The sequence below is a fragment of the Peribacillus sp. CSMR9 genome (genome assembly GCF_033141925.1).
Taxonomy (GTDB): Bacteria; Bacillota; Bacilli; order Bacillales; family DSM-1321; genus Peribacillus; species Peribacillus simplex_A.
The window spans coordinates 1-14,261 of record NZ_JAOPHO010000016.1 but is presented as its reverse complement, the minus strand read 5'-3'; the positions used below and the strand labels follow the sequence as shown (position 1 = coordinate 14,261).

Genomic DNA, 14,261 nt, shown 5'->3' with positions numbered 1-14,261 from the left:
GATATAATTCAAAGGAGTGATCCAGCTATGGCAGACAAACGAAACTCAAAAGACATTCTTATTGAAGCTGCTTCCCGACTTTTTCGCATACGTGGATATTATGGTGTAGGACTTAAGGATATTATTGAGGAAAGTGGTATCCCAAAAGGTTCTCTGTATCATTATTTTCCGAAAGGCAAAGAAGAATTGGCGATAGAGGCGATTATTCATACAAAAGAATTCGTGATAGATGAAATTCAACGGGGATTTGATGAAATCGAAGACCCTATTAAAGCGATTCAGGCTCATATTTTTCAATTATCCGAGGTTTTTGGTGAAAGTGAAAATCTTTTAGGACTGCCAATCGGGACGATAGCGGCGGAAACATATACGACGAGTGAGCCGATAAGAACGGCCTGTCAAGAAGCGATAGAAGATTGGCAATCCATATATGTGAAGAAATTACTCGAGGCGAAATTCAGTGAGAAACGGGCAAAGGAATTGAGTATCGTAATTAATGCTTTAATTGAGGGTGGTATCCTTTTATCCTTAACGGCGAAAAACGGTAAACCTCTCCAAGCTATTGCGGAACAGATACCATTATTGTTGATAAATAAATAAGTCATACGGAAAAATTATTTTATGCTTACATCGAACAGTCAGTAATTGGAGGAATCATTTTATGTCTATAGATGCAACACAGCAACAAAACCAAGTCATTAGAACTACCCCCATTTTAATTGCATTTTTAATTGCAGGGTTCATTGGGTTATTCAGTGAGACGGCTTTAAACATGGCCCTGGGGGATTTAATCCAGGAATTCAATGTCAGTCCTTCCACCGTGCAATGGCTGACAACGGGTTATTTATTAACATTGGGGATATTGGTTCCCGTTTCGGGACTCCTAATTCAGTGGTTCAATACCCGTCAATTATTCATTGCATCAATGGTGTTCTCCATCATTGGGACGCTCATTGCAGCAATTGCACCTGGGTTCGGCATCTTGATGCTAGCTCGTGTCATCCAGGCAATCGGAACAGGTCTTTTATTGCCTCTCATGTTCAATACCATTTTATTGATTTTTCCGATCCATAAAAGGGGAGCGACGATGGGATTGATGGGGCTGGTGATCATGTTTGCCCCAGCCATCGGACCGACAGTTTCAGGTTTGATTATTGAAAATTTGAAATGGAATTACATTTTTTGGGTGTCTTTGCCATTCTTTGTGATTGCTTTACTATTCGGTCTCAAGTATATGCAAAACGTTTCAACAATCACCAAACCTAAAATCGATGTACCATCCATTATTTTATCGACCATTGGTTTTGGAGGAATTGTTTATGGCTTTAGTATTGTTGGGGAACATGGATGGAGTAATGCGATAGTTCTATCCTCGCTCATTGTCGGCCTTATAGCGCTATTCCTGTTTGCTGTAAGACAATTCAATATGGATAAACCGATGATTGACTTGCGCGTTTTTAAATATCCCATGTTCACTTTAGGGTTAATAACCGTCTTCATCACCTTCATGATCATCATGTCATCCATGATCCTCTTACCGCTATACCTGCAAACCGGGCTGGCATTAGCTGCGTTTTCAGCTGGTCTGGTACTTTTACCGGGTGGAGTGCTTAATGGTATCATGTCTCCGGTTACTGGACGCATATTTGATAAGTTCGGACCAAGAGGACTAGTGATTCCAGGCTTTATTATCATGATTGCCATGTTATGGACTTTGACGAACGTAACGACTGAAACATCTATCATTATGGTAATCATCATGCATACTCTCCTTATGATTGGTGTTTCGATGGTCATGATGCCCGCCCAGACAAATGGGCTGAATCAACTGCCGAAAAATCTTTATCCGGATGGAACGGCTCTTATGAATACATTGCAACAAGTATCGGGAGCTATCGGGACAACCGTTGCCATTACCATCATGTCAGCATCACAAAAAAATTATATGGCAAATGCAGAAGATCCGTTCGATCCATCAGCCATTAGCGGTTCATTGACTGCAGGCGTTCAAGATGCCTTCATTTTCGGTCTAGTCCTTGCAATCATTGGTTTGATCATATCGTTTTTTATCAGAACAGCACGTGACTAAAAAGGTAATGAAAAAAGATCCATTAGCCAGCAGGGAAAAGGTTTTCTCTGACTGGCTTTTTTGCTTGGAAAAAAGCAATTTAGAACCATCCACTTATTGGTAATGAATAAGTTCTTTTTTATTGGTCTTTAATACCATTTTTTATCAAATGGTATTATATTCAGAGTTAATTATTTGAAAATCAACCACTTATCGGATAATCTTACACAATAATAGTTACTAAAAGTTAGCTCAGGTAAAGTGGTTAACAGGAGGAATTCAAATGAAAAAAATAACTAAACTGTTGGAACCTGTAACAATAGGTGCATGGAACTTAAAAACAAGAACGGCAATGGCTCCTATGACACGGTCGTTTGCCAATAACGAAACTGGTGTTGTGAATGACCTGACCGTAGAATACTACCGAAAACGGGCTCAAGATGGAATCGGGCTTATCATTACAGAAGGTGTCGTGATTTCACCAAGAGCAAAGGGGAATCCTGGGGTGCCCGGGATTTATACTCAAGAGCAAATAAATGGGTGGAAAAAAGTAACGGAAGCTGTACACGCTGAAGGCGGAACGATCATTGCGCAAATCTGGCATGTTGGCCGTGCAAGCCATCATGAAATTGCAGGAGGACCTCCGCAGGCCCCTTCTCCTATCGCTGCTGAAGGAAAGGTTTCAAGATTCGGAAAACCTTTTGATATTCCTGAAGAAATGACAGAGACGGATATTGCAGAAGTAGTGAACCAATATAAACAAGCTGCAAAGAATGCGATGGATGCTGGCTTTGACGGCGTTGAAATTCATGGTGCACATGGCTACTTAATAGACCAGTTCAATTCTGACACTTCCAATAAAAGGGCGGATCGATACGGCGGTGATTTAAAACAGCGTCTGACATTTATGAAGGAAGTGCTAAAAGCTGTTATTGATACGGTTGGAGTGGAACGTACCCTTATTCGTTTCTCGGCTTTGAAAATTGACCAGCCGTCTTACATGTGGGAAGACCCTGAAACAGCGATCCAAACATTTATTGAAGCGTTTAATGAAACAGGAGTCAAAATGATTCACCCGTCCACGATGGAATTTACCAAACCGATTGCAAGGGGACTGACCATGCATGAATTGGTACGCAGTCACTGGGATGGAATTATAGTTGGTGTGGGAGGGCTTGATCCTGAAACAGCAGAAGCCGCACTGGAAAAGGGCACAATTGACGTTGCGGCGATTGGACGTCCGCTTATCGCCAACCCGGATTATCTGGCACGAATTAAGCATGAAGAAAAACTTGTTGATTACGAGGCAAAGAAACATTTAGGGCAACTGATTTAATTGAGAAAAAGCATAGCCTTTTTTAAATGTCAGTGTACAAAATAACCAATCATTTTTTTCTTTCAATTTACTGATGCGATTCTTCATTAAGAAGGGTCGCCTTTTCCTTATGGAGCTAAAGGGAAGAAAGAATGATGAAACAACAAATCATTCCCAATACCCAAAGTAGAAAGCTGGTATATCAATGGAACGTATTATGGTTATAGGAGTATCTGCGGGCGTCGGAAAATCTACTTTTGCAAGAAGACTAGGAGAAAATTTAAATATTGATGTACATCATTTGGATACATTCTACTGGAGGCCTGGCTGGGTGGAAGCTCCTTTAGAGGATTTTATTTCTGCTCAGAAGAAAGTATTGAGTGATGGTAAGTGGATAATGGATGGTAATTATAGTAATTCTTTTGACTTACGTTTTGAGCATGCCGATACGATTATTTATTTAGAACTCCCTCTCCGTGTTTGCCTTTACCGTGTTGTAAAACGTTGGCTGTCTTATATAGGGAAAACAAGACCTGATATGGGTGAGGGCTGTTATGAAAAATTAGACTGGCAGTTTGTTAAATTTATAATGACCACCTACTTTCCACGTAAGAAAAAAATGAAAAAAAGACTTGCAGATCTTCAAAGAAGTGAGCCTGAAAAGATAATGGTTATTTTAAAAAGCAAGCAGGAAATTGAAGAATATTTGTTAAACAGGAAGGCTGAGCCGGGGTGATCAACAGATGCAATGGTTCATGAAAAGGCTGTGAAATCAGCTCTTTATCTTATGCAATAAAGGGAAAGGCTAGTCAATTTAGTTATACGAAACTTAAGGAAAATACTTATTAGCTTTAAATGTTAGATAATCACTTTAATAATTGGTTCGAAGAGTTTATCACAGATGCAAAATGCCTTCCTAGTCCTAGGAAGGCTTTAAGCCTGATGATAAAGGTTTTTTAATATAAATGATAGCAAAAATGGGAATTTCCAAAGAGTGAAGTATACAAACAAAGCGGTTTTACAGGAGGAAATTAGTTGGCATGGTTTTTGCTTGATATAAATGATGAGTAAATCGAGAAAGTAGGGAGTGATGAATCGCCAATTACTAAAGCTTTATTGGAAAGAGTTTGCTGCAGGAAGTGGATGTATGGATGCTCTGGATTGCGAAAGATATCTTGAAGCAAGAGCGATCAAGTAATGAAGACAATCAGTATAGCATTGAGAACAAAATATAGGGAGGATTGTAATTATGAAAGAGATAAAAACAAATTGATGAGGCGATTTCAGCAACAAAACCAGTTGTTTCCAAATTTTATGTTGAATGGTGCCCAGACTGTCAGAATACCAATTTATTCATGCCAATTGTAGTAGAAGCGTATAAAGAAAAAATAGATATGATTGCAGTAAATCGAGACCATTTTCCGGAATTATTAGAGAAGCTAGATGTGTATGGAATCCCAAGCTTTATTGTATTTCAAGAAGGGAAGGAACTTAATCGCTTTGTAAGTAAACTCGGAAAAAGCCAGGAGGAGGTTGAACAGTTTCTCAATCAATTCGTAGTGGAAAGTGGAAAATTAGAAAGATAATCATTTACTGGCATTTAATTGGGAGGGTGCCTATCGAAAAGTGCCGCTTCCAATCTGAAGCGTTAAATTGATGAGCTGCTTTATAAAATTGATATGAGGTGATTGAGAATGGCAAAGATGAAGAATGAGACACATTACAAAATTTTGATTGTAGGAGGCGGCAGTGCCGGAATTACGGTCGCGGCACGTCTCCTCCGTGAATCACGCACTCTGAGCGGAAACATTGCCATCATTGACCCTGCGACGAAACATTATTATCAACCTTTATGGACGCTTGTAGGAGCAGGCGAAGCTGACAAAACTGTGACACAAAGGGAGGAGGCATCTGTTATTCCGAAAGGAGCCGTATGGGTACAGGATGCGGTTACCACATTTCAGCCAGATGAAAACGTTGTTGTAACAGCATCCGGAAACAAACTGCACTACGAATATTTAGTTGTCGCTGCGGGGATTCAAATTAACTGGCATGAAATCAAGGGGTTAAAAGAGAGTATTGGAAAGAATGGGGTATGTAGTAATTACTCTTATGATTATGTTGATAGCACTTGGGATGCGATCCGAAACTTCAAGGGCGGGACTTCCATCTTTACCAATCCGAACACTCCGGTAAAATGCGGTGGTGCTCCTCAAAAAATTATGTATTTGGCGGAAGAATATTTCAGAAAATCAGGTGTTCGCCAGCAATCTTCGGTTATTTTTGTTTCAGGCAGCCCATCCATATTCAATGTAAAAAAATATGAACAGGCACTAAACAAAATAATTGAACGAAAAGAAATCGCAACATGTTTTATGCATCATCTCATTGAAATTGATGGTGATAAAAAACGAGCGACATTTGAAAATCTAAATACAAAAGAGCGCGTGAATATGCAATATGACATGATTCATGTGGTACCGCCGATGAGCGCCCCGGATTTCATCAAGAATAGTTCCCTTGCTGCTAGTAATGGCTGGCTGGCAGTGGACAAATATACGCTGCAGCATGAACACTTTGACAATATATTCGGCATAGGGGATTGTACAAACCTGCCTACGTCAAAAACAGGGGCTGCTATTCGCAAACAAGCACCAGTGCTTGTGCAAAATTTACTTCATCGAATGCGTGCCAAACAAATGGTTCATAAATATGACGGCTATACATCATGTCCACTTGTTACTGGATACGGGCGGCTTATACTGGCTGAATTCAATTATGATTTACAGCCTCAAGAAACCTTTCCAATCGATCAATCCCGTGAGAGGTTCAGTATGTATGTATTGAAGAAAAACTTGCTTCCCGTTATGTATTGGAATGGGATGCTTAAAGGTATGATGTAATAGCATTTCTGATATCCATAAAAAAAGGAGGAAGATTTATGCTGCTCAAATATTTTTATGATGAGAAACTGGCCCAAGCTTCATACCTTGTGGGATGCCAAGCTACTGGAGAAGCGATCATTGTTGATCCGTCACGTAATGTAGAACCTTACATAAAAACGGCAAGAGCAAATGGTGTGAGGATCGTGGGTGTAACGGAAACACACATCCATGCCGATTTTTTGTCTGGTTCACAGGAGCTGGCTTCAAGGCTTGGGGCAACATTGTATTTATCTGATGAGGGAGGGCCGGACTGGAAGTATGAGTACGTAACTGGGTATAAACACCGCTTTCTAAGAAATGGAGATGTATTTACGATTGGAAATATCCATTTTGAGGTGATTCATTCACCAGGACACACACCTGAACATATATCACTGCTTATAACAGATGGGGGTATAGTTACCAAGGATCCACTCGGGATATTTACTGGTGATTTTGTATTTGTCGGTGATGTGGGGCGTCCCGATTTATTAGAAAAAGCCGCAGGGGTGCACGGGTCCTCGGAAAAAATGGCACGCAAGATGTATCGGTCTCTGCAGCAGTTTAAAAATCTTCCTGACTATTTGCAAGTATGGCCAGGGCATGGAGCGGGCAGTGCCTGTGGAAAAGCGCTAGGAGCAATCCCATCATCAACCATCGGATATGAAAAACGGACAAATTGGGCTCTGCAATATGATAATGAGGAGCGCTTTATAGAAGCGCTGTTGGCTGGACAGCCGGAGGCACCCTCTTATTTTTCAATGATGAAGCGGTTGAATAAAGAGGGTCCGCAGCAAATTCGAAGTATAGCAGTACCACTTCGTATGGAGGTTTCAATAGATATTGTACAGGAATGGGCGAAACAGGGAATTGTCATTGATACACGTCCGGCCAGTGAATTTGCTAAAAAGCATATACAAGGTGTAATTAATATCCCTTATAACAAATCATTTATAACCTGGGCGGGATGGCTGTTGGACTATGACCGACCTTTATATCTTCTCGCAAGCAATGATGTTGTGGAAATTATTGTGAATGATCTCCAGTCCATTGGATTGGATCACGTCGTTGCAACAATGGAACCATATATCGATGAGATGGCAGGCGAAATTGATTCGCGTGTAATGAAGTATGAAGAAGTGACAATGGACAAGTTAGGTGGTGCTATTCAAACAGACCATATATATGTGCTTGATGTCCGAAGCATGGGAGAATGGGAGGAAGGCCATATTCCGCAGGCGAAGCATGTGATGCTTGGTCATTTACAAGAACAGGTACACAAAATTCCGCATGATAAACCAATTTTGGTTTATTGCAAAACCGGCGGAAGATCGGCCATCGCTGCAAGCCTTCTACAAGTTCATGGTTTTAAAGAAGTACAAAGCCTTGTAGGCGGATATGAGGAATGGAGAAAACAGCAGAAGTTGCGCCCTGCCAGAGATGCTAAATGAATTCTTTGAATTTTATCATACATGCGAAAATACTTACCATAGTTGCAAATGTGCCAATGCTTAGAATGGAAAATTTTTTTAATAATCACCGCGGTATAAGGAGATTTTATAGAAGAAATGGGTTGGCATGGCAATTGCATATATAAAGAGGCAAGGTACACAAGCGAACATGAGAAGGAGAGATACTCGATGAAATACAATTTCGACCAAGAAATCCGTCGACTGAACACTGATTGTGAAAAATGGGATAAACTTGAAAGTCAATTTGGGGTAAAGGATGTGATACCGATGTGGGTGGCCGATATGGATTTTCAGTCTCCACAACCTATCATCGAAGCATTAAAACAGCGTGTGGAGCACGGTGTATATGGCTACACACTTAGACCGGACTCTTATATGGAATCGATTGAAGGTTGGCTAAAAAGAAGACATCGATGGTCCATTGAGAAAGAATGGATTACCCACAGCCCAGGCGTGATTCCAGCCCTATCGTTGGCGATTCAGTCCTTCACTCAGACAGGGGACAAAATAATTATCCAACCTCCTGTATACCATCATTTTGCCCGTGTGATTCAAGCGAACGGCCGTGAAATTGTAAACAACCCGCTTAAGCTTGAAAATGGACATTATTCCATAGATTTCGCAGACCTAGAGGCAAAGATAGATTCAACGGTAAAAATGTTGATTTTGTGTAGTCCTCATAACCCGATTGGAAGGGTATGGAGCAAAGAAGAATTGACAAGATTGGGACAGATTTGCATGAAGCATAACATTCTCGTTGTGGCAGATGAAATTCATTGTGATTTTGTTTATAAGACACATACTCACATTCCTTTTGCCTCTATATCAGAAGAGTTTGCAAATCATTCTCTTACCTGCATTGCGCCAAGCAAAACTTTTAACCTGATGGGTGTACAGACGTCAAGTATCATTATTCCAAATCAACAACTGCGCGATAGGTATGATCGAGAACTTAATACATTATCCATTGGTTCGCCGAACATATTTGGCGTTGTTGCGTTAGAGGCTGCTTACCGACACGGAGAAGAATGGCTGGATCAGCTCCTTGAATATTTGCAGGGGAATTTGGAATTCACTCTGAATTACTTCAGCAAAAACATCCCGCAAATTAAAGTCATCCAGCCGGAAGGCACATACCTTGTATGGCTGGATTGCCGGGAACTGGGTTTTTCAGTTAAAGAATTGGATGAATTTATGTTACGCAAAGCAAGGGTTGCAATGAATGAAGGGCTCATTTTCGGTATGGAAGGTGAAGGGTTCATGCGGCTCAATATTGCTTGTCCGCGTTCGATGTTGAAAAATGCTTTGGATGGCATAGAAAAAGCTATCTCCTCTTTGTGCAAAGCGTAGAATTTATGCAATAATAAAATTATTTTATTATTGCATATAACGTTAGAGCAGAGGAGGATAATATGGCAGGCTTTATTGGCATACAGCAGTTTATTCAAGATTACGCTGAGAACACAGCAGGAATCCTTGGTCTGGATATAACCGTGCTTGATGAAAAGGGCATTCGCATTAGCGGAACTGGCTACTATAAAGATCTCATTGGCAAAACCGCTCCGGAAGGCTCCTTTTTCAGAATGATATTGGAAACAGGGGAGCCTGGAGTGGTTTACGACGTGAAAAGAGATGAGTCGCAGTGCAGGAGTTGTAAATTCGTGAATCAATGCAAAGAACTCGCTACCATCGGGTTTCCTATTGTAAAGCAAGACAAACCAGTTGGCGTCATCGGCATGATTGGTTTTTCCCATGAACAAAAGGAGAAAATGATTATAGAATCAGAGAATCTAATACAGTTTTTACGGTATGTTAGTACATTGTTGGTCAATAAATTAGCAATGCTGGACCCTGAGAAGGAACCGGGTTGCAAAATTCAAGAAGAGATTCCGATTCCCCCGAAGGTTTTTACTTTTGAAAACATTCTTGGAAAAGATTCCGGGCTTAAAGATGTTATTAAGAAAGCTAAAAGGATTATAAACAGCCCCTCCACTGTTTTGATCAGGGGAGATAGCGGTACGGGGAAAGAATTAATAGCCAAAGCGATTCATTTTGAAAGCAAGCGGCGGATGCATTCATTTGTGGCAGTTAATTGCGCTGCCATTCCTGAGAGCTTGTTGGAAAGTGAGTTGTTTGGTTATGAGGGGGGCTCATTTACCGGGTCAAAGCGGAATGGGAAAATAGGGAAATTCGAATTAGCACATAACGGGACCATTTTCCTTGATGAAATTGGCGATATGCCGCTTTTCTTGCAGCCAAAGTTATTACGGTTTTTACAAGAAAGAGAGATTGAAAGAATCGGTGGAAAAAAAGCAATCCAGATTAATGTACGGGTGATTGCAGCCACTCACCAAAACCTGGAGGAAATGGTGCGGAATGGCACTTTCCGCGAGGATTTATATTATCGTCTCAATGTCATCCCTCTCCATACCAAACCTTTAAGAGAGCGGCGTGATGATATCGCTTTGTATCTTGAACATTTCATGCATAAACATTGTAAGATCCTGCAAAGGCACCCATTGAGATTTGACCCCATGCTGGAACGATGGCTTATAAGCTACGATTGGCCGGGGAATATACGGCAGTTGGAAAACGCCGTAGAATATATGGCAAATATGGCTGAATCAGATATCGTCTCCTTCCATGACTTACCTGACTATCTGTTTCAACAGGATCCTCTTTCTGTAGAGTGTAGAGGGTTAAGTTTAGAACAAATGATTTCTGAATATGAAAAAGACGTAATCCAGAGCTATTTCCTGGCTGAAAAATATCGGCATGATAAGGAACAAATTGCCCGGGAACTACAGATTAGCCTCTCTACTCTTTATCGCAAGTTGGAAAAATATAAATTATGTTAACTTCATAGAAAATATCTATTTTTCTCAATTAAAGTTTCTTAAAATAAAAGCGGGAGAGTGCATATCATTTTCTCGCCTGAATTTTAGAAGGGTGAGGACAAAAGCAGAAGGTAGAGATATTTTGTGAAATAACTGAAAATTCTGCAAATGATTAATAAAGAGATTTTTTGAAATAACAGCCAGATGAACCTAGCATACAAATTGTATTTGAACGATGAGTAAAAAGGGGGATACACTATGGGGAAATTAGAAGCAGAGATAAGTAACACCATAGAAGAGCGAAATTCAAAAGGATCATTGCAAAGGAAGCTGCAATCCAGACATTTAACGATGATGGCTATAGGTGGCGCTATTGGAACTGGATTGTTTGTATCCAGCGGATCGACGATTAGCACTGCGGGGCCGGGGGGAGCGCTTGCTGCATACATTCTGGTAGGGATCATGGTCTATTTTGTTATGAATAGTTTAGGAGAGCTATCGGCCTTCTTACCGCTCCCGGGAGCCTTTGACATCTATGCCTCAAAGTACATTGATCCTGCATTAGGCTTTGCGTTAGGTTGGAACTATTGGTATACAACCGCGATAACGGTTCCTGCAGATTTGGTGGCCTCTACTCTTATTATGAAGTATTGGTTTCCGGACTCACCTTCTATCTTGTGGAGTGCACTATTTCTGGGTTTGTTGCTAATCTTAAATGTTTTATCAGTCAAGGCATATGGGGAAAGTGAATACTGGTTTGCCGGCATTAAGGTCATCTCAATCATCGTATTTCTCGTTATTGGGGTTGCCATGATTTTTGGAATTATGGGAGGACATGCGGTCGGGTTCAGTAACTTTACCCAAGGAGATGCTCCTTTCCATGGCGGGCTTGTATCTATCTTTAGTGTAGTGCTCATCGCGGGCTTTGCGTTCCAGGGCACTGAGGTGATTGCGACGGCAGCCGGTGAAACCGAAAATCCATCGAAAAACGTACCGAAAGCGATTCGGTCAATCTTCTGGCGAATCCTTATTTTCTACGTGTTGACGATTTTTGTTATCGGTTTAATTATTCCTTATACGGATCCAAACCTGCTTAAATCGGGTGTTCAAAATGTATCTATCAGCCCTTTCACGCTTGTTCTTCAAAGAGCTGGGTTGGCATTAGCCGCTTCCGTCATGAATGCCGTGCTTCTTACATCTGTTTTATCAGCAGCAAATTCAGCAATGTATGCTTCTTCACGTATGCTATGGGCACTGGCGAAAGAAGGAAAGGCACCACGAATCTTTGCACGGCTTAACAGAAAGGGAATTCCCATGTGGGCCCTTTGTACAACTGCTTTTATAGGACTTGCCTCTTTTTTGGCTTCCCTTTTTGGAAATGGTTCAGTTTTCATTTGGTTGATAAATGCTTCAGCCCTTACCGGATTTATCAAATGGTTCGGGATTGCCGTTAGTCATTACCGCTTCCGTAAAGCCTATGTAGCCCAAGGCAGAGATCTAAATGAATTGCCGTTTAAAGCCAAATGGTACCCGCTGGGCCCGGTCATCACACTGTTATTTTTTGTGGTTTTCATTTTTGGGCAGACTTTTTTTTACGGAGATCAAATTAGCTGGGCAGAAATTATAGCGACGTATATAGGTCTTCCTATTTTCTTGCTTCTCTGGCTTGGTTATAAAATCATTAGGAAAACAAAAATAGTTCCTCTGATGGAGTGTGATTTTGAGCGCAAAGAATAAGAGGGAAGGCTTGTTTGAATGTAAGCGTTTTATTCAAAGGAGAATTAAATTCAATTCCGTTTTTCAATAGGATTACAAAAAAAGAGGTGGTTTATATGTTAAAAGAAACAATCATAACCAATGAAGCCCCAAAGGCTATCGGTCCTTATTCACAAGGTATAAAAGTGAAACGTAGTGTATACTTCTGGGCAGCTTCCCATTCATCCAGAAACTGGAGAAATGCCTGATAATATTGAGGAGCAAACAAGGGTGTCATTGGAGAATCTTAAGAAGGTTATAGAAGCGGCGGGAGCAAGCTTACAGCAGGTAATAAAAACAACGGTTTTTTTAAGCGATATGAGTCACTTTGCTGCAATGAATCATGTATATGGAGAATTCTTTTTGGATGATTATCCTGCTAGAAGTGCGATTGAAGTTGCTCGTTTACCTAAAGACGCTTTGATTGAAATCGAAGCAATTGCTATAATTTAATAATAATAATAATAATAATAATAATAATTGAAAAGAGAACGTCAAATTGATATTCTCTTTTCTTTACTTTACATAGGGTAGTCCTAGACAGAGAATACAGGAGGAGAATTAATATGAATTTAGCGCAATTTCCCAGACGTCGATATACACCAACAAATACACCCATGGAGAAATTACATCATTTTTCTGAAGTACTTGGGGGCCCTTCTATTTATATTAAACGAGATGATTTACTTGGGCTGACGGCTGGTGGAAATAAAACAAGAAAACTAGAGTTCCTTGTAGCCGATGCAATGGAAAAAGGTGCAGATACGTTAATTACATGTGGAGGCATTCAATCAAATCATTGCCGCTTAACACTAGCTGCTGCCGTTAAAGAGAAAATGAATTGCATCCTTGTGTTGGAAGAGGGCCTTTCAGAAAGTTCAGAGCCGGATTTTAACGGTAACTATTTTCTGTATCATTTATTGGGCGCTGAACAAATCAAGGTTGTACCTAATGGAACAGACTTGATGAAAGAAATGCAGAAAGTAGCTAAAGAGGTAACGGAAGAGGGATATAAACCTTATATAATTCCGGTAGGGGGATCGAATACCATTGGTGCAACGGGATATGTTGCTTGTGCTCAGGAGATTTTGACACAGTCCTTTGATCAAGGAGTCAATGTGAATGCTGTTGTTTGTGTTAGCGGCAGCGGGGGAATGCATGCAGGTTTGGTGACTGGATTTTATGGAAATCAAAGTAAAATCCCGGTAATCGGAATAAACGTAAGCAGAGGAAAAGCCGAACAAGAAGAGAAAGTTTTTCAGCTCGTTAAAGAAACTTCAGCACACATCGGCGTTCCGAATTCAATCTCTCGTGAGGCTGTTGTGTGTTTTGATGAGTATGTCGGACCTGGTTATGCTTTACCTACGCCTGAAATGGTGGAAGCTGTCAAGCTCATGGCCAGAACAGAAGGGATTTTACTGGATCCGGTTTATACGGGTAAAGCGGCAGCGGGACTCATTGATTTAGTAAAAAAAGGCACATTTAAGCCGGATGATAACATTCTATTCGTACACTCTGGCGGCGCCTCTTCGTTATACGCCAATACTTCCCTCTTTTATTGAAGTATAATTACATTATATAGTGTACCCATCAAAACAAATAGAAAGATGGGCAAGGGGATATCCTCTTTTATTGAAGTATAATTACATTATATAGTGTACCCATCAAAACAAATAGAAAGATGGGCAAGGGGATATCCTCTCTTAGGGAATAAACTCCAAACTGAGGGAGCCAATAAATTTGGCTCCCTGCAGTTTGTCGACAAAAGGGGTTCGGAATGTATTAATTCCGAACCCCTTTTGATATTTTCTTTGAATTTTGCTCAAGATTAAGAGCTTGGGTCTCTACGAGCCCACTATGTTAGGCCATTTTTGGACCTTGCCATGTCCA

Annotated in this window: 10 protein-coding genes and 2 pseudogenes; all 12 read left to right on the top strand. The window is 40.6% G+C overall.

What is annotated here, in order from left to right; all coding sequences use genetic code 11:
* Nucleotides 1-27: 27 nt before the first annotated feature.
* Entirely contained in the window at nucleotides 28-600 is a 573-nt protein-coding gene (locus N9I19_RS10150) for a TetR/AcrR family transcriptional regulator (protein ID WP_284471676.1), read from the top strand.
* Between the two features lie 61 nt (nucleotides 601-661).
* Nucleotides 662-2,089, top strand: a complete 1,428-nt coding sequence (locus N9I19_RS10145; protein WP_089363559.1) for an MDR family MFS transporter — start codon at nucleotides 662-664, stop codon at nucleotides 2,087-2,089.
* Between the two features lie 274 nt (nucleotides 2,090-2,363).
* A pseudogene (locus N9I19_RS10140) lies at nucleotides 2,364-3,404 on the top strand (alkene reductase); the annotation flags it as partial.
* A 184-nt stretch (nucleotides 3,405-3,588) separates the two neighbouring features.
* On the top strand, nucleotides 3,589-4,119 hold the full coding sequence (locus tag N9I19_RS10135) for a P-loop NTPase family protein (protein WP_317777708.1): 531 nt from the start codon (nucleotides 3,589-3,591) through the stop codon (nucleotides 4,117-4,119).
* Between the two features lie 532 nt (nucleotides 4,120-4,651).
* Nucleotides 4,652-4,969, top strand: a complete 318-nt coding sequence (locus N9I19_RS10130; protein WP_317777743.1) for a thioredoxin family protein — start codon at nucleotides 4,652-4,654, stop codon at nucleotides 4,967-4,969.
* Nucleotides 4,970-5,086: 117 nt separating this feature from the next.
* Nucleotides 5,087-6,286: an FAD/NAD(P)-binding oxidoreductase gene (locus N9I19_RS10125; RefSeq protein ID WP_317777742.1), complete on the top strand. Its 1,200-nt coding sequence runs from the start codon at nucleotides 5,087-5,089 to the stop codon at nucleotides 6,284-6,286.
* Nucleotides 6,287-6,324: 38 nt separating this feature from the next.
* Nucleotides 6,325-7,758, top strand: a complete 1,434-nt coding sequence (locus N9I19_RS10120) for an MBL fold metallo-hydrolase (RefSeq protein ID WP_317777707.1) — start codon at nucleotides 6,325-6,327, stop codon at nucleotides 7,756-7,758.
* Between the two features lie 189 nt (nucleotides 7,759-7,947).
* Nucleotides 7,948-9,129, top strand: coding sequence for a MalY/PatB family protein (locus tag N9I19_RS10115; RefSeq protein WP_317777706.1), 1,182 nt, complete (start codon nucleotides 7,948-7,950; stop codon nucleotides 9,127-9,129).
* 62 nt (nucleotides 9,130-9,191) lie between these two features.
* Nucleotides 9,192-10,637 carry a sigma-54 interaction domain-containing protein gene (locus tag N9I19_RS10110; RefSeq protein WP_317777705.1) on the top strand — a complete coding sequence of 482 codons (1,446 nt, stop codon included), beginning with the start codon at nucleotides 9,192-9,194 and terminating at the stop codon, nucleotides 10,635-10,637.
* A 237-nt stretch (nucleotides 10,638-10,874) separates the two neighbouring features.
* A complete protein-coding gene (locus N9I19_RS10105; protein ID WP_317777704.1) occupies nucleotides 10,875-12,353 on the top strand; it encodes an amino acid permease in 1,479 nt (492 codons plus the stop codon).
* Between the two features lie 95 nt (nucleotides 12,354-12,448).
* Nucleotides 12,449-12,824: pseudogene (locus N9I19_RS10100) on the top strand (Rid family detoxifying hydrolase).
* 113 nt (nucleotides 12,825-12,937) lie between these two features.
* Nucleotides 12,938-13,933 carry a D-cysteate sulfo-lyase gene (gene cuyA / locus N9I19_RS10095; RefSeq protein WP_089363568.1) on the top strand — a complete coding sequence of 332 codons (996 nt, stop codon included), beginning with the start codon at nucleotides 12,938-12,940 and terminating at the stop codon, nucleotides 13,931-13,933.
* Nucleotides 13,934-14,261: the final 328 nt, after the last annotated feature.

Bases quoted from the DNA above. Each gene is read 5' to 3' on its own strand.
- N9I19_RS10110 (WP_317777705.1), top strand. From the start codon at position 9,192: ATGGCAGGCTTTATTGGCATACAGCAGTTTATTCAAGATTACGCTGAG.
- N9I19_RS10115 (WP_317777706.1), top strand. From the start codon at position 7,948: ATGAAATACAATTTCGACCAAGAAATCCGTCGACTGAACACTGATTGT.
- N9I19_RS10120 (WP_317777707.1), top strand. From the start codon at position 6,325: ATGCTGCTCAAATATTTTTATGATGAGAAACTGGCCCAAGCTTCATAC.
- N9I19_RS10105 (WP_317777704.1), top strand. From the start codon at position 10,875: ATGGGGAAATTAGAAGCAGAGATAAGTAACACCATAGAAGAGCGAAAT.
- N9I19_RS10150 (WP_284471676.1), top strand. From the start codon at position 28: ATGGCAGACAAACGAAACTCAAAAGACATTCTTATTGAAGCTGCTTCC.
- N9I19_RS10145 (WP_089363559.1), top strand. From the start codon at position 662: ATGTCTATAGATGCAACACAGCAACAAAACCAAGTCATTAGAACTACC.
- cuyA (WP_089363568.1), top strand. From the start codon at position 12,938: ATGAATTTAGCGCAATTTCCCAGACGTCGATATACACCAACAAATACA.
- N9I19_RS10125 (WP_317777742.1), top strand. From the start codon at position 5,087: ATGAAGAATGAGACACATTACAAAATTTTGATTGTAGGAGGCGGCAGT.
- N9I19_RS10135 (WP_317777708.1), top strand. From the start codon at position 3,589: ATGGAACGTATTATGGTTATAGGAGTATCTGCGGGCGTCGGAAAATCT.